Source organism: Bacteroides sp. 14(A) (assembly GCF_000526555.1).
Lineage (GTDB): Bacteria > Bacteroidota > Bacteroidia > Bacteroidales > Bacteroidaceae > Bacteroides > Bacteroides cellulosilyticus.
Genome location: NZ_JAGH01000005.1, coordinates 902,056 through 919,850, shown reverse-complemented (window position 1 = coordinate 919,850; position 17,795 = coordinate 902,056). Strand labels below are relative to the sequence as shown.

The 17,795-nt window shown below is 39.6% G+C and carries 13 protein-coding genes; 5 read left to right on the top strand and 8 right to left on the bottom strand.

Annotated features, from left to right (window positions below):
- Nucleotides 1–12: 12 nt before the first annotated feature.
- The 8 genes from K429_RS0126695 to K429_RS0126665 form a co-directional block, all read right to left on the bottom strand.
- Nucleotides 13–633 carry a hypothetical protein gene (locus K429_RS0126695; RefSeq protein WP_029328751.1) on the bottom strand — a complete coding sequence of 207 codons (621 nt, stop codon included), beginning with the start codon at nt 631–633 and terminating at the stop codon, nt 13–15.
- Nucleotides 634–787: 154 nt separating this feature from the next.
- Complete coding sequence (locus tag K429_RS0126690; RefSeq protein WP_029328750.1) at nt 788–2,086, bottom strand: HlyD family secretion protein; 1,299 nt, start codon at nt 2,084–2,086, stop codon at nt 788–790.
- A 21-nt stretch (nt 2,087–2,107) separates the two neighbouring features.
- Nucleotides 2,108–4,294 (bottom strand): peptidase domain-containing ABC transporter, encoded by a 2,187-nt coding sequence (locus K429_RS0126685; protein ID WP_029328749.1) that lies wholly within the window; start codon nt 4,292–4,294, stop codon nt 2,108–2,110.
- Nucleotides 4,295–4,356: 62 nt separating this feature from the next.
- Nucleotides 4,357–5,700 carry a radical SAM protein gene (locus tag K429_RS0126680; protein WP_029328748.1) on the bottom strand — a complete coding sequence of 448 codons (1,344 nt, stop codon included), beginning with the start codon at nt 5,698–5,700 and terminating at the stop codon, nt 4,357–4,359.
- Nucleotides 5,701–5,816: 116 nt separating this feature from the next.
- Nucleotides 5,817–6,011, bottom strand: a complete 195-nt coding sequence (locus tag K429_RS30515) for a hypothetical protein (RefSeq protein ID WP_147343476.1) — start codon at nt 6,009–6,011, stop codon at nt 5,817–5,819.
- Nucleotides 6,012–6,028: 17 nt separating this feature from the next.
- Nucleotides 6,029–7,348 (bottom strand): S41 family peptidase, encoded by a 1,320-nt coding sequence (locus K429_RS0126675; RefSeq protein WP_181991844.1) that lies wholly within the window; start codon nt 7,346–7,348, stop codon nt 6,029–6,031.
- A 112-nt stretch (nt 7,349–7,460) separates the two neighbouring features.
- On the bottom strand, nt 7,461–7,856 hold the full coding sequence (locus K429_RS0126670; protein ID WP_029328746.1) for a DUF3244 domain-containing protein: 396 nt from the start codon (nt 7,854–7,856) through the stop codon (nt 7,461–7,463).
- Between the two features lie 111 nt (nt 7,857–7,967).
- The gene (locus K429_RS0126665; protein WP_029328745.1) at nt 7,968–9,560 is read right to left on the bottom strand and encodes a lipopolysaccharide assembly protein LapB; all 1,593 of its coding nucleotides are present in this window, start codon (nt 9,558–9,560) and stop codon (nt 7,968–7,970) included.
- A gap of 363 nt (nt 9,561–9,923) precedes the next feature.
- Between K429_RS0126665 and K429_RS0126660 the strand changes: the two genes are divergently transcribed.
- The 5 genes from K429_RS0126660 (at nt 9,924) to K429_RS0126640 (ending at nt 17,784) form a co-directional block, all read left to right on the top strand.
- On the top strand, nt 9,924–10,415 hold the full coding sequence (locus tag K429_RS0126660) for a prolyl-tRNA synthetase associated domain-containing protein (protein ID WP_029328744.1): 492 nt from the start codon (nt 9,924–9,926) through the stop codon (nt 10,413–10,415).
- 171 nt (nt 10,416–10,586) lie between these two features.
- A complete protein-coding gene (locus K429_RS0126655) occupies nt 10,587–11,105 on the top strand; it encodes a hypothetical protein (RefSeq protein ID WP_029328743.1) in 519 nt (172 codons plus the stop codon).
- Between the two features lie 268 nt (nt 11,106–11,373).
- A complete protein-coding gene (locus K429_RS0126650) occupies nt 11,374–13,032 on the top strand; it encodes a DUF6377 domain-containing protein (protein WP_029328742.1) in 1,659 nt (552 codons plus the stop codon).
- Nucleotides 13,033–13,282: 250 nt separating this feature from the next.
- A complete protein-coding gene (locus tag K429_RS0126645; RefSeq protein ID WP_029328741.1) occupies nt 13,283–16,282 on the top strand; it encodes a TonB-dependent receptor in 3,000 nt (999 codons plus the stop codon).
- An 11-nt stretch (nt 16,283–16,293) separates the two neighbouring features.
- Nucleotides 16,294–17,784, top strand: coding sequence for a RagB/SusD family nutrient uptake outer membrane protein (locus K429_RS0126640; protein ID WP_029328740.1), 1,491 nt, complete (start codon nt 16,294–16,296; stop codon nt 17,782–17,784).
- Nucleotides 17,785–17,795 lie beyond the last annotated feature (11 nt).

Sequence of the window (17,795 nt, the reverse complement as noted above, 5' to 3'; positions counted from 1 at the left end):
AATTACTTCTGTTTATATATCTATTTTCATATTAAAAGCATAATTATCAGCACTATTCTCTGATTTATATCTGGCTGCCTTATTACGAACCAATGTCTCGTTAACATAATGTCCAATCTCGTGCAATAGCAAACGTTCCAGATAATACCTTCTTGCGCTTTCTTCTGTAAATTCAATATACCAATTATCTTTTTCTTTTTGAGGTTCGGAAGCATAGCCCTTATACCATGTCAGTAATTTATGGGTAGGCCTTTCTTTCCCAAGAATAAGTTGATTGCTTTTCGGAAAAGGATATAGGGTAATGAGGCGAACACCACTACCAACCGTATAAACTCCTTGATATTTTTCTTTCTTATTTGTTTTTCGTAACCAAATATGTGTCAGACCTTCTACATGTTCAGATGGAAGTTGTGCTAATACATTTTTTATATCATCTATTGTTATAGGGAAATAGAAGTCTTTGGACGGATTCTCTACCATATAGATAGGTAACTCGTCGAACTCTGATGGTTTTAATAATGAGTGTTTTCTTTTTACAATATTATCTTTCAATTTGGGCCATCTTCTTCCGCCTTTGACGTCTCCAAAGGTACGACTCTTTTTCCAGGCTGTTTGTTTTCTGCTTTGTCTCATAATTATTCTCACCATCTATTTAGGTCGATACCTACAAAAGTAGCTATAACCAATGAAATTTACTAACTTCTTTCTTTTTTCTTTAAACAAAATCCTCTTGCAAAAGCGCTTGTGAGTCTTACAAGTACTTTTATACAGCGCAACACATACATAATTAAGATAAATACTTCTCCCACAAGTAACGCAACGGTCCGAACAACCTCCCGGTCACACTCCGTTCATCCGTCATAACTTCTGCAATTCCGGTTAGTTCACCTTTAAACTCCAGTACTTTCCCATAAGACGTCTGTAAGTCTTGTGGTAAGCTTACGGTCACGGTATACATGCTTTTATCATCAGTCAATAGAGAGACGGATACCACTTTTCCCGTCAGAAATCCGAATTCCATATAAGGATATCCTGTCACACTGATATTTACCCGTTGTCCGGGTTTCACTTTGCCCGAACCGTTAACGGGTAGCTTTATCTTGCCGATAATATCCCCGGTCTGCGAGGCCACGATGGAGAAAACTTTATCTCCGCTGTTCACATTCTGATTCTTTTGCCATACATCGTTGTAAGATAGTATGCCATTTGCCGGACTAATGAAGAGATATGTCATTTTCCAGTCCTCAATGCCTACCTGTAGCTCATCATAAGCAGCTTTTAATGTTGCCACTAAGTTGTTAGCCTCCCGGCTTCGTTCCATTTGAGTTTCCAGAATATTTTGTTGCAACTGTGCTTCCTGTATTTTGGCGGATGAGAGCGAAGTCATCATTTGCTCTTGTCCCTGCTGCTTGTTCAGAAATGCCTGTTTAGCCTCTTCATAGTCCGATTGTGCCGTTAGTCCTTCACCAAAAAGTTTCTTTTCCCGGCTGTGTACAGTCTCAGCTATACGTACCTGTTCCTTATCCAGTTCTGCCTGACGATTCAGATGTTTTATATAGTTGCGATATTCCTGCAATTCCTTGCGAGTTGCCTCTATTTTCTGTTCGTAAAGATCTAAAGACAGGAAATTACGATAATCTGTCAGGCTCTTGATAAATGTGGCATAGGCCGCCTGTACACTGCCCAAAGCTAATTGTTCGGGAAATACAGTGCTGTGTATGCAACTATCTGTCAGGCAGAAATCCTGCAAGATTTTTTCCAGTAGTAAAACATCCTTTGTCTCTGCCGGATTTTCCAGCACGGCAATGATCTTACCGACTTTCACCTGTTCCCGGTCTTTGCCATATACTTCCTTTATTTTCCCATTTCCCCGTGCCACTATCCACACGGGGGGATGCTCCGTAGTGACCGTAATTTCCGCACTCACTACATCCGGATACTTAAAGAAACATCCTCCGATAAAGAACAGGGCCAACACAGTGAAGAATACTGTGATTCCCCACCTTACCAGCGCATGTGGCGGACGTGTCAGTATCTCCTGCACCTCCTCACACCTCAGTTCAATATCTTTTTCTTCTTTTTCCATGCCTCTCAGACTTCCTGCTTATCAGAGTTCCAACTGGTTTTTCACTAACCTGTAATAGATACCTTTCTTTACAGTGAGTTCCTCGTGTGTTCCCATCTCTGCTATATGTCCCTGTTCTATTACTACTATCCTGTCTGCATTCCTGACGGTACTCAGCCTGTGAGCTACCACTACTGATGTCCTTCCTTCGAAAAACTTCTGCAAATTCTCCATGATGATGCGCTCATTGTTAGCATCCAGTGCATTGGTAGCTTCATCGAAGAAGATGAATTCCGGATTCTTATATACGGCGCGGGCAATGAGGATACGTTGTTTTTGTCCCTGGCTCAGTCCATGCCCTTCTTGTCCTATTTTTGTGTTATATCCCAGCGGTAATTCTGCTATGAATCCATGTATGTTTGCCACTTCTGCGGCGTGGCGCAAGCGTTCTTTATCTATGTGTTCCACTCCCGGCGCAATGTTTCCCGCGATGCTATCAGAGAAGATAAACCCATCCTGCATTACGACGCCACACTGCTTTCTCCACTCTCGGATACTATAATTTTCTAATGGCGTATCTCCCAACAGTATTTGTCCGCTTGCAGGCGGATAGAACCCCAATAACAACTTTACGAGTGTTGTTTTTCCACTTCCGCTCATACCAACCACGGCTGTTTGTTTTCCTGCTTTTATCTCCAGATTGATATTATCCAGTGTCGGAAATTCGCTCAACGGGTCGTATTTAAAATTTAGATTCTCTATTCTCAAATCTTTTCCCACAGGAACTTCCCGTATCAATTGTTTTGTTGGTTCTTCTTCATCCGGCTTGTCCCGCACTTCACCCAGACGATTCATACTGAGGCGTGCATCCTGCATGTCGCGTGCGAAAGTTATCAAATCATTCACAGGACTGTTCAGTTGCCCAATGATATACTGTACGGACAGCATCATACCCAGTGTCATTTCTCCCCGTACCACAAGGCTTGCTACCAATCCCGTTATTATAATGTTCTTGGTTTGGTTTATCAATACCGCTCCCGAATCCTGATATTGTCGCAGGGCAAGGCTACGAATATTCACTTTGAACAATTGTGCCTGTATGCGTTCCCATTCCCACCGTTTTTGTTGTTCACAGGCACTCAGCTTGATTTCCTGCATACCATTTACCAGTTGTACCACTGTACTCTGATTGGCACTCTGCTGTGCAAAACGCTTGTGATCCAGTTCCGCCCGCTTCTTCATGAAAAGCCAAACATAAGCCACATAGAGCACACTGCCTCCCATGAAGATAAGGAAAATCATCCAATTATAGAGTAACAGTACAATACCGAAAACCACGATGTTGAATGTAGAAAACACTACACTCAAACTACTTCCCGTCAGGAAATTCTGAATACGTGTATGGTCGTTGATGCGTTGCAGGATATCTCCTGTCATTTTAGTGTCGAAGTATCCCATAGGGAGCTTCATTAGCTTAATAAGGAAATCTGAAATGAGGGCAATATTGATACGTGTTCCCAGATGTAACAATATCCAGCCACGAATAAATTCCACAGCACTGCTACTGAAACTCAACATGAGTTGAGCTATCAGTATTAGGTATATAAAGCTAAGGTTTTGATTATTAATTCCAAAGTCTACGATGGATTGTGTAAGAAATGGGAGCATTAGTTGTATCATGCTGCCTAAGAGCAAACCTAACAACAGTTGTCCAATCAAATTTTGATAGGGGAGAAGATATGAATATAGAAATCTAAAACCTTTACGGTCAATGGTTTCATCTTCGTCTTTCATCGCATAGAATTCGGGAGTCGGTTCCAGCAACAGCGCAACCCCTGTGTTTTCTCCATTCTTTCGCGAACTTATCCAGCAACGGCTAAATTCTTCTTTGGTATATTTCAGTTTTCCCGCTCCGGGATCGGCAACCCATACTTGCTGATTATTCATTTTATAGACAACAACAAAATGTTGCTGGTTCCAGTGTATGATGCAGGGTAGGGGAACTTCCTTTAACTGTTCATAGGTTCCTTGTATAGCAATACTACGAAAACCGAGTTTTTCAGCTGCCCTACTTATGCCCAGCATAGATACTCCTTCACGAGTTATAAATGATTTTATTCTCAAATTTTCCAGCGTATAATGCTTGCCATAGAAAGCAGCTATCATACGTAAACAAACTGGACCACAGTCCATAACATCATATTGAGTATAATAAGGAATTTCCTTCATTGTATATAATAGGCAAGAAAATAAATAACTACTATTAAATACCATTCGACATTATAAAGTAGCTAAATCCGAAAATCTAGCAATGGTGCTAGTGCTTGCCCTGTCTTTTCAAATTCTGTCATTATATAATCTAATGTATCCTTTATTCCTTCTTTAAAACAATACTTTTCAAAATCATCTCCATCAGCAACATATGTTGTCTTTTTATGACAAGGTCCATAACAAATAGGAAGAAATCTACATTCTTTACAATACTCATTTTCAAAAGTAGTATGTATAATCTTATGCGCCAAAGAATTTCCCCATAATATATTTCCATCATCTGTAAGGATGCCATCTTCTTGAGTTTTTTCAAAATTTAAAGCAGTACATTTAAAAACTCGTCCATCGTAATTGATAACAGACTGATTAAAATTATCGGCATAACACGAAGTCTCTGTTGAACAATGTAAGATCTCTCTTTCTATTTGAAATCCAGCCTCTTTAAATTTAAACTGGAGATCACCAATTTCTCTCATCGTTAATCGTTTACTTTCTTTGTCTTGCCATACCTGTTGCAATAAAACTTTTATATTAGCTCTTATATCTTTAGGAAAAGAATCTATAATGCATCCAATAGAGCTAAATGATTTGCTCGTATAATTAATTCTTAAAGATAAATTTTGGGGTTTTAGTTCACGAGTCAATAAAATTATATTATGAACTATCCTGTCATAACTTCCTTTATTACTGTGCGTATATCTAATAGTATCATGAATATCTTTAGAACCATCCAAAGTTATTTGAAAAGACTGCATATTTACCTTTTTAAAGAAATCTATCATTTCTGTATTTATCAAATATCCATTGGTCGTAATTCCTGATATAAAAAACACTTTTTTTTCTTCACATACACTTTTAGTAAATTCTGATATTGGTTGTACCATGTTTTTATAACACAACAATGGTTCTCCACCAAACCAATCAAGCTCGAAATATTGTATATCTTGTTTGGAGACAATATTGTCAATTAATTTTAGGATACGCTGTTTTACCTCATTACTCATATACTTTTTATTGTGCGTTTCATAACAATACCAGCATGAGAAATTACAATTGAGAGTAGGGTTTATTGTTAATCTATAACTAGGATCTCTAAATACAGTTAGCCTTCTTTTCAATAAAGCATCTTCATAAAATGCACGATCTAATTCAGTGCTTTTTATTATTCCCAGCTTTACCATAGTACTGTAGAATACCTGATTTTCTTTTCTTAGTCCCTCAAGATTACTTTTATAATTCAAAAGTAAATTGTATTTTTCCAAATCAATAGCAAACAATAATTTATCTACAAAATTAACGCCAATAACAGTCTTCCCAATTACTTTAAAGTAGTTGAACTTGCTAAATGAATAATGATCTGTCATAATATAAATTTAAAGGTTAATAACATTATCGGGTAGCAATTCAAATTACTACCCGATAGTATTTTCTAGAATTTATTCAATTCTATCGCAATTCACACATTTTTAGTATAATACAATTAGTCAGGGCTACAATAGCATGTACATTCAAAATGTGTATTTTTATTTCTCATACTACTTACCGGTCTATTGTCACATAAACATCCGGTAGCTTTATTAAGGTTACTGGTTTTAAAAAACTCTAATCCACCCTTTAGTTGTGCAAGTTCTTTCTCATTCAGATAAAGAACTGATTTTGACTTGTTCTTTTTCATAATTTCAATTTTTAAAGTTAATATTTATTGAGTATATCTATTGCTTTTAGCATTGCAACATCTATCCCCTTTATATATTCATCAACAGTAGGTTTAGCTTCTATATCTGGTAATATGCCTTGATTGACAAAAGGCTTCATACTATATGGATATAATGCTCTGAGTGTACATAAACGTGCGCATGCTTCGTGGGGAAGTTCGATGACAAGCGGAGCTCCCGTTGATCCAGCTGTTTCTTCTCCAATAAGCACTGGACGCCCTGGCATCTCATAAATATTTATAAGAAAGTCTTCGCAAGCGGAAAAAGAATAAGTGTCTATCAAAATGGCAACTGGACATTGTATAGGTACAATGCTTTTATCCCTTTCTATGACTTCCGCGGGGAATGTTTGATAGGCTTTATATTCAAAATAGTCTTTGTAGTTATTATCGTAGTTTCCTTGTGCACGACCATAGCCAAGATTTGTTCTGGACTGTGTACCAAATGACTTAATGGAATCTGCTTTAGTGAGATGCATCTGAAGACGGAGAGCCACATCGGTTTCACCTCCTCCGTTACCACGTAAATCAATAATCAAACCTGTAGGATTTTTAGACTTGATTTCACTCATCGCGTTATCTATTTCATCGCTGATCGATTCTGGAATAAATCGACTGATTTTCAGTACGGCAATCTTGTCTTTCCAATCATATGTCACAGTTTTTCTTGATCTCTGCTTTATTTCAGGGAAATATTTATCCTGATCTGTACGCGTAGCTTCTCCATCACGTATGATATTAAAGTCTATTACTTTTCCATCAGAGCATAGAGCTTTACCTTTTATATATGTTCCAGCTATGCCATTAAGCAAAAAAGTACCGGCACTATTCAGTATATAATTAAGGGTTGATCCCGTTCTTTCAGGTATTACGTATTTTTCAACATATTCTAACGTAGGCATATCCTCTATTTCAATTATCTCGGCACCCAATAGACGTGGATCAACGTCACTACAGTTTAGTCTATAATTTACAAAATAGAATTTATCACCAAAGCGCTTTGTTGAATACTTCGGATAATCGATATCTTCCATACCAGAATCGGGCATATCAAGCAACTCTGTATGAGCATCTTTAAAAGAACGGAGAAAATTAGAGAGTTCCTTATAATAATCCACATCATTTGTTGTGACAAGTACTTTTTTCATGGTCTCACGATAAAGGCTGTCAACGTCAAAATCCAGTCGGTCAATATTTACAAAGTTATATTTTACTTCTGACCATAATAGGCTAAGTCCATATACTTTGTCCTCTAAACTATTTACCGATTTTATATTTTCAGATGTTTGTTGAGCCATAACACTAATATTAAGTCCAATACATATGTACAAAAGTAATTTATATTTAAGCATAACTTCTGAATAGGTTTATAAAGTGTTTTTTAAAAGCGAGCGGTAATAGTGATAAAAATTATTCTAATACAAAATTACCTTCTAATATTATGTCATCATATTCAATTCTAATTAGATAATAGCCACTCTTTTCAGTACTCAAATCTATAATAATACTATTGAGATTATTGTAATTTTCTAAATAGATAGTCACACCTGTTGTTTCATTTATTATACTAATAGTAATAGTAGGCAATAAATCTTCAAAATCAAGGCTTATTACATTATTATATAGCCAAGCATAAATTGGCTGAAAAGAAATGCTGCGTCTTATAGGAAGATCTCCACCGATATCCCCACCTCTATCTTTCGGCCTTTTATCTTTAAATTCAATTACTTGACTAGTAATAAAAGTCTGGCTATAAATATTTATATTTCCTATAGCTAATAACAAGAAAAGTAATAGTGCTTTCATAATAAATGTGATTAAATTGTTCTTTTGTTACAAAATTAACCGCATTTCATATAAATTGCTGTCCAAAAAGTGCCCGATTTTGTGCCTTCAATGTTCAAAAAGTGCTTAAAATTAAACTTTAAGTTCTTGAGACAATGATAACAGCACATCCTTGAGCAATTTACCTTTAGGCGCTTTTATTTTTTGCAATAGATTTTTTGCTTTTAGTTGAACGGTACTACGAGCATAGCCTTTGATAAAATGGCCTATATGTTTAACTGGTATTTCAGCCAAGTAGAGACAGCATATTTGAATTTCTTCTCCTGACAAATTATATTTTGTATTTAGGTGAGTGATGATTCCATTCCATTTTATATTTGTCAAAACAATCAAATGCTGCCATTCCTCCTCATTAAGATTTTCCTTTGTCTCAACTTTTATTAATGTACGCGCTATGTCTTTTAATTTAATATATACAGCTGAACTTTGATATTCTTCTTCTATAATTGAGTGTTTCCTAATTTCCACCTTTAACTTTGGTTTTTGCTGTTCTTCTGCAATTTTCAGCTTCTTATTTCGTCTAATGTAATTCATAGCAATAGCACATCCTGCAATAGAAAAAAATGTAACCAATACAATAATAGAATATAGATATTGCTTTCTGATTTTATCATTATTAGATTTTTCTTGAGACACTATATTCTTGAGTATAGCATGTGTCTGTAACTTTTGTTGCGCACTATCCATATAGGCAATCTGCTTTTGTTGCATTTTTGCGATAATTTCTGTTTTTCCATGTATTTCTGCAATTTCAGCTAATCGCATACAAGCATCTGCTTTAGTATCATAATATCTATCTTCTGTAAATACACTTTGTAAATATACCTCGGCAGAATCATATTGTTCATTTTTAAAATATGCGTCGCCTAGCAATAGAGAAGCTCTACATCGATGTAATGTATCTCTTTGGGAGTAATAGTTAAGCTTGGCATATTGAAGTGCCTTCTCTATTTCTCCCATTTCGCAATAAAGTGTACTTAAAGATTCATATACAGGAGTTTTTACAGTAGTATCTGAAAAATGTTCAGCTAATAACAATGCCTGTTGCATTTGCAGTTCGGCCCTTGAATAATAATGTTTTCCTCTCTCAAGGTTAATCATGCCTTGTTGTGATAAAGCATAAATTAGAGAGATAGTATCTTTTTGTTGAATAGCAAGTAATTCTGCTAATTGATAGATAGAATCCGCTTCTTCATTTAATTCTTGGACATAATATAAATAAGCAACATTACTATATATCAATGCTGGCAATTCAATATTCTTTGCCATTTTAGCAAAAGAATGCGATATATGATACTCATCTATAGCTTTCAGATGTTCACCTTTATCCCTCCGCACACATCCCCAATAATAATGTGCCTTTGCTTGCATCTTTGTATCTCCAATAGAATCATAATAATGAACCGCTATCTGTATCAATGAATCATCCTTCTGTACAACGAAGTTTTTATCTTGCGCTTGCGTCAGCAGCAATGCATAGTATGCATTATCAGCTCGTGTAGAAAGTTTTTCGGATGAAATGCTTTTAAGAATATTCAAGGCACTATCCGGACGCAGCTGCATAAGTGAGTCTGCCTTAAGTAATTGCTGGTTGTAGTCCTGCCGAATGGTACAAGACGATAGCAAAGACATAGCGAATAATATAATAATGACAGTATTTTTCATATTGCTTGTCGTATTTTCAATTAGATATAGTCCACTTGAAGAAGTGGTATTCCTTTATGCTACTAAGGTACAAAAAATATTCTGATGGAAGCATGGCAAACATTATAAAGAATGAAATATTATTCATAATGGTACAAATCACTGAATCATTGACACCATTTGTCACTACCATGTAAAGTAAGCTGTTAGTAATCCGAAGAAAAGTAAAGGCTTTAAACTGTAAACAGTAAACTCGATGATGTGCAGAAAAGTGCAGCTCATTATTTGCGGTGAATTACACTTTCTCTATATTTGCAATATTCTCAAATACCGAATGTGCATATAAGCAAAAAGAGCAAGAGACCGAAAAATGAAAAGTTACCAATGAAACAAGAAATCTACAATACGCTTGACAGGTTAGGTATCGACTACACCCGTTTAGAACACCCTTCCATTATGACTATGGAAGAAGGTATGACTATAGCACAGAAACTGGGTGTTTCATCCTGTAAGAACCTGTTTTTGGTCAACAAACAGAAAGAGTACTTTTTGCTTCTACTTTCGGGAAATAAAAAACTATCAGCCAAAAGTATTGCAAAGCAAATAGGAAGTTCACACCTTTCTTTTGCTTCTGATGAAGATATGGCAACACTCCTTTTTACAACACCCGGAGCTGTAAGTATTCTCGGACTTATTTATGACAAAGAGAATAAGGTTAAGTTATTAATTGATAAAGACGTTATCCAGGCAGATTATATAGGCTGTCATCCATGTGAAAATACTTGTAGCCTGAAAATAAGAACAAAAGATATATTAGAAGTTTTACTTCCAGCGATTAATCATGCTGATTTTGAAGAAATAAATACGGAACTATAAATGAATGTAAAGAAGCAAAGAGTAGCTCAATAAAAATAGTTGTTTACAACATTATCAAACAGCACTTTTGTATATTTGCAAATCGCTATAAATATGTATGCATTAAAGACATTCAAAAAGTATGGATTATATAATATTCTACTCATTTTATAGAAGAAATACCTTAAACTTATGATTATTCTTATTGCAGGAGATACGCATACGGGAAAGACCCTGTTAGCACAAAAGCTATTGGAGAAATATAAATATCCCTACTTGTCAATAGATCACTTGAAAATGGGAGTTATTAGAAGTGGGCAATGTAAATTGCCTGCTGATAGTAATGATACAGAACTAACAAACTATCTGTGGCCAATCGTCAGGGAGATGATAAAAACCTGTATTGAAAATTCCCAGAATATGATTATTGAAGGATGTTATATTCCTTTTGGCTGGGAAAAGGATTTTACGGATGAATATGTAGAACAAATAAAATACGTATGCCTTATATTCAGTCAGGAATATATAAAGCATAGTTTTCAGAATATTCTGGAATATGAAAATGTTATAGAAAAAAGGCTCTCAACAGATGTAACCTTTGAGGATGTAAGTAAAACCAATAGGTATAATTTGGAACAATGTATATCAAGAAAGTATAATTATATTCTAATAGACAAGAACTATCAAATAAATATAGATGATATAATATGAATTATATCTTCTTCGTCTCCGTTCTTAAAGAATATACTTACTTACATGTACATGTTAGCGCTACTCACATGCACATGTTATCCTTCTCTACATGCACATGTCAATATTGCTAACATGTACATGTAAGCATCTCCATTCTTTAAAAAACTATCGTCTTTACTTTAAAGATATTGTGATTTAAGTGCTATCCGCATGGGATTCTATTAAATTTTACTTATTTTTGCATAGAACTTCTTGTAGAAGTAACCTTTAACCAATCGAAACTCAGATGAAGAAAATAGTCACATCCTTATATCTATTATGTTGTGTATGTATGTGTCAGCTCCATGCCGCCAACAATGTTGTAGACTCCCTTTTATCCCAACTGGACCATGTAATTCAAAACCGCCCTGTATACATCGAGCAAAAAGAAAAGAAGCTGAACGACCTGAGACAAGCCTTGAGACAACGCATTTCTGACGAAAACCGCTTTACCCTGTTGGGGGAATATCTGGATGAATACCGTTCCTACAACACCGACTCTTCGCTCTACATCTCACGCGAGAGATATCAGGTAGCCCTGCGAATGAAAAACAAGGAACATCAGGACAACGCCCTCATGAACACTGCCGAGATTATGGGCACAGCAGGCATGTATAAAGAAGCAGTCGACCTGATGCACAACGTACAAATCAATCATCTACCTGATGACCTGCACCCGTATTATTACCATATTTACCGTACCGTCTATGGCCTCATGGCCGATTATGCCGTTACGGAACAGGAGAAAAAACTCTATGCCGAGATAACGGATAGATACCGTGATTCCCTGTTGCTGGTCAACAAAGACAATCTTCTGGTGTACACGCTGATTCAGTCCGACCAGCACAATGTGCGGGGCGAGTTCGATAAAGCCATCCAGTTATTGACCGACTACCTGGCGGGACAGATAGACAATGTGCACGATGTGGCAATCTGTGCCTACACTTTATCAGAATCATACCGCCTGAAAGAAGACACAGAAAAAGAGAAGGAGTATTTGATTCTTTCCTCCATTGCAGACATGAAGTCCGCAGTGCGCGAATATATTTCTTTGAGGAAACTGGCTGTGCTGCTCTATCAGGAAGGAGACATAGACCGCGCCTATTCGTATCTGAAATTGTGTATGGACGATGCCGTGTTCTGCAACGCCCGGTTGCGTATTCTGGAAATCCTGCAAATTTTCCCCCTCATCAACGACACTTACCAGCAAAAGGCCGAAAAGCAACAGGAACAAATGAAATGGGCGTTAGTCTCTATCAGCTTGCTGTCCATCTTCCTACTGATTGCCATCTTCTATGTGTATAAGCAGATGAAACGCGTAGCAGCCGCACGTCACGAAGTGATAGATGCCAACAAGCGTCTGAAAGAATTGAATGAAGAACTCCACCGCTACAATCTGCAACTGAAAGAAGCCAACCACATCATTGCCGAAAACTCCTACCTGAAAGAGGAATACATCGGCCGCTATATGGACCAGTGTTCCGTATATCTGGAAAAGATGGATAACTATCGCCGTTCATTAGGCAAGATAGCCGCTACGGGCAAGGTAGATGAGCTATACAAAAACATCAAATCTTCCAAGTTCATAGAAGAAGAACTGAAAGAGTTTTATGCCAATTTTGATAATACCTTCTTGCAACTGTTTCCCACTTTTGTAGAAGACTTCAACACCCTGCTTGCCGAAGGGGAGCAGATTTACCCCAAGGCCAACGAACGAATGAGTACCGAACTGCGTATCTTCGCCCTTATCCGTTTGGGAATTACTGACAGTGTGAAGATTGCCCAATTCCTGCGCTATTCTGTGACTACCATTTATAATTACCGTACCAAAGTTCGCAATAAAGCTGCGGGCGACCGTGACCAACTGGAACAGGAAGTAATGAAAATAGGTAAGTCGAGAGACTAAAACCACACTTTTAAGGCATATAAGTGTCTTTTTTACGCTTATATTTTTACTACTTTTTTGGAACAATGCATCTTCTTGATAGCATTGATTATTAGTGTTTTATGTCTTGTAAAACACCTAAAACTACTACTTTTTCACTCTTTTCCCCCTTATTGCTTCCTCTTATCAGATACATTTGCATTGTTCCTTCACAGAGGGGACAAATGCATGTGAATCTATATTTTTATTACTAACTTTAAACTCTTATATTATGCAAAAGTACAAAATGCCGATCAGGCTTCGAATCATGGTTTGTCTGATAGGAATGTTACTTCCGATGTGCATGTTCGCACAGCAAATCACAGTACAAGGTGTAGTGAAAGACCAGACCGGAGAAACCGTTATCGGTGCCAGTGTGGTGCAGAAGAACACAACGAACGGTACGATAACGGGTATTGATGGCGATTTCTCGCTGAATGTGCCTTCGGATGCCGTTATAGTAGTTTCATTCGTGGGCTATAAGTCTTTGGAAATTCCCGTGAAAGGACAGAAACAGATTATGGTAACACTCTCGGAAGACAGTGAAATGCTGGACGAAGTGGTGGTTATCGGTTATGGAACCATGAAGAAAAGTGACCTTACCGGTGCTGTTTCCTCTTTGGGAAGCAAGGACATCAAAGATGCTCCCGTTTCTAATCTGGGACAAGCCATTCAGGGCCGCATCTCCGGTGTGCAGGTAGTGGATGCCGGAAAGCCCGGTGACAATGTATCTATCAAGATTCGTGGTCTGGGTTCCATTAACAACTGCGATCCGCTGGTGGTGATTGACGGTGTGCCTACCGACCTGGGACTGTCTTCACTGAACATGGCGGATGTGGAACGCCTGGACGTATTGAAAGACGCATCGGCTACAGCCATTTACGGTTCGCGTGGAGCCAATGGGGTAGTGATGATCACCACCAAGCGAGGAACGGAAGGGAAAGGCAAATTGTCGGTATCGGCTAATTGTGCTTTCCAGAATGCCACGAACATTCCTTCTTTGCTGAACGCAAGCCAGTATGCCGATTTGAGTAATGATATGATGGTGAACAGCGGTCGCAACCCGAACCCGAATTGGGCAAATCCTTCGGAACTGGGTGCAGGTACCGACTGGATGGACGAATTGCTGCGCACGGGTGTGATGCAGAACTATACGGTAAGTTATTCCGGAGGAAATGAGAAGTCTCATTATTATGTATCCGGTGGTTTTCTCGATCAGTCGGGTACGGTGCGCAGTGTAAACTATCGCCGTTTTACGTTTCAGTCCAACAGCGACGCACAGGTGCTGAAGTGGTTGAAGTTCTCCAATAATATCACTTTCAGCACTGATACGAAGGATTCGGGCAGCTATAATATCGGTGATGCACTGAAAGCTCTTCCCGTTCTTCCGGTGAAGAATGAAGACGGCTCATGGAGTGGGCCGGAAGGTAATTCGGAATGGTACGGTAGCATCCGCAACCCGATAGGGCCTACGCAACTGAACAAGAGTCAGACGAAAGGTTATAACTTCCTTGCCAACCTGACAGCGGAACTGACTTTTACCAAATGGCTGAAATTCAAGAGCACTTTCGGTTACGATGCCAAATTCTGGTTCATCGATAACTTCACGCCGAAATATAATTGGAAGCCTATTCCAACGGAAGAAACTTCACGTTACAAGAGCGATAATAAATCATTCACTTATCTGTGGGATAACTATTTCCTGTTCGACCATACCTTTGCAGAAAAGCATCGTGTGGGAGTGATGGCAGGTTCATCTGCACAGTGGAATGAGAATGATTACCTGAATGCGCAGAAGAATGTCTTCATGTTCGACAATGTGCATGAAATGGATAACGGTCAGGAGATGTACGCCATCGGCGGCAGTTCCAATGAATGGGCATTGCTCTCTTACATGGCACGTATCAACTACTCTTACGAAGACCGCTATATGCTGACGGCAACTGTCCGCCGCGATGGTTCCAGCCGTTTCGGCAAAAAGAACCGTTGGGGTACTTTCCCTTCTGTATCTGCCGCATGGCGCATTTCGCAGGAAAGCTGGTTCCCGAAGAATGACGTTGTGAACGACCTGAAAATACGTGTAGGATATGGAGTGACGGGTAGCCAGGCAAGTGTCGGCAATTATAGTTACCTGGCATCTTACAACACCAGTGTATATCCATTCGGAACAACGAGCGGCAATCAGACCGCATTGGTTTCCTCTACGCTTGCCAATCCTTACATCCATTGGGAAGAGGTGGCACAGACGAATATCGGTTTTGATGCTTCCCTGTTCAATTCACGGATCGTATTTTCGCTGGATGCTTATCTGAAAGAGACAAGGGATATGTTGGTAAAGGCATCCATCCCCATCACATCGGGATTTGAAGATACCACCACTACTTATACGAATGCCGGTAAAGTGCGCAACCAGGGCTTGGAAATGAGTCTGCACACCATCAACCTGACCGGAGAACTGGGTTGGGAAACAAATGTGACCGCCACTTATAATAAGAATAAGATTAAGGACCTGAACAGCGCGGTTCCTTACTATATCAACCAGATCAACAACTCGTATGTGACGATGCTGGCAAAAGACTATCCGATTAATGCCTTCTACGGCTACGTGACGGATGGCTTGTTCCAAAACCAGGCGGAAGTGGATGCGCATGCCGTGCAGCCGGGAGCTGAACCGGGTGATATCCGTTTCAGGGATTTGAACAACGACGGTGTCATCAACGACAGTGACCGCACAGTGATTGGTAATCCCAATCCCAGTTGGTTCTTCTCAATGAACAATAACTTGTCTTATAAAGGATTCGAGCTTTCCGTATTCCTTCAGGGAGTGGCCGGCAATAAGATTTATAACGCCAACAATATCGACAATGTCGGTATGGCTGCCGCATACAACCAGACGACTGACGTGCTGAACCGTTGGCGCGGAGAGGGGACAAGCTACTCCATGCCGCGTGCCGTGTTCGGCGATCCTAATCAGAACTGCCGTGTATCCGACCGCTTTGTAGAAGACGGATCTTACTTGCGTGTGAAGAACATCACTCTCTCTTATACCTTCCCGAAACAATGGTTGCAGAAGTTGCAGATAGAGAATGCACGCCTTTCCCTTTCTTGTGAGAATGTGGCTACCATTACCGGGTATTCCGGTTTCGATCCGGAGGTGGATATCAACGGTATTGATTTGTCCCGTTATCCCATTTCCCGTACATTCAGTGTAGGATTAAACTTTAACTTTTAATTGATTTGGATATGAAAAAGATAACAAACTTACTATACGTGCTGGCTGTATTGATGCTGGTATCATGTAACGACTTCTTGGATAAGTCGCCCAAATATGCCGTTGATCCTGAAACAACCGTGACCGATGATGTGGCCGTGGCACTGACAAATGCTTGCTACAAGGCGCTTCAGTCTTCCAATCTCTACAACCAGCGTATGTGGTCGCTGGATATCGTTGCGGGCAACAGCCTGGTAGGTGCAGGCGGTGGTACAGATGGTCTGGAAACCATACAGGCATCCAATTTTATCACGCAGAGCGATAATGGTATGGCCCTGTATATGTGGCGTTCTCCGTGGGTAGGTATCGGGCAGTGTAACATTGTGCTGACCAGTCTTCCGCAGGCCGAAGCCGTATCGGAAAGCATAAAGAACCGTTGTATGGGTGAAGCATATTTCCTTCGTGCCCATTACTATTATATCTTAGCCCGTTTGTATGGCGGCGTTCCTTTGCGTCTGGAACCTTATAATCCGGGTGAATCTACTGCAATAGCACGCACTACGTTGGATCAGACTTATGAGCAGATCATTTCGGACTGTAAGAATGCGGTCGATTTGCTTCCGGCGAAAGCGGAATATAATGAAGAAGAAAAAGGACGTGCCTGTAAGGATGCCGCCCTTGCCATGCTGGCGGATATTTACCTGACACTGGCTCCCAACCATACGAGTTATTATGAAGACGTGGTGGAACTGTGCAATGAGATTACGAACCTAGGTTACGACCTTTCCACCTGTAAGTATGAAAATAACTTCGATGCTACTATCAATAACGGTCCCGAATCTCTGTTTGAAGTGCAGTATTCCGGAAGTACGGAATATGATTTCTGGGGAACGGACGGTCAGTCTTCCTGGCTTTCCACTTTCATGGGGCCCCGCAACTCGGACTTTGTTGCAGGCAGCTACGGCTGGAATCAGCCTACGGAGGAATTTGTGAGCCAGTATGAAGAAGGTGACAAACGGAAAGAACTGACGGTTCTTTATGCAGGTTGTCCGGACTTCGACGGGAAGACTTACAAGAGTTCTTATTCCAATACCGGATATAACGTGCGCAAATTCCTGGTGTCCAAGACTATTTCGCCGGAATACAATACGAACCCCAATAACTTTGTTGTGTACCGCTATGCGGATGTCTTGCTGAAGAAAGCGGAAGCGCTGAATGAAATGGGACAACCCGGCCAAGCTGCCGCTCCCCTGAATATAGTTCGCAAACGTGCCGGACTGCCGGAAGTTTCGGGCCTGTCACAGGAGGCGATGCGTGAGAAGATTATTCACGAACGGCGCATGGAACTGGCTTTCGAAGGACATCGCTGGTTCGATATGATCCGCGTCAATAATGGAGAATATGCCATCCGTTTCCTGCAATCCATCGGCAAGAACAGTGTGAACAAGAGTCGCCTGTTGTTCCCCATTCCGCAGACGGAAATGGATGCGAATATACTGATGACACAGAATCCGGGTTATTAATCACTTAAATC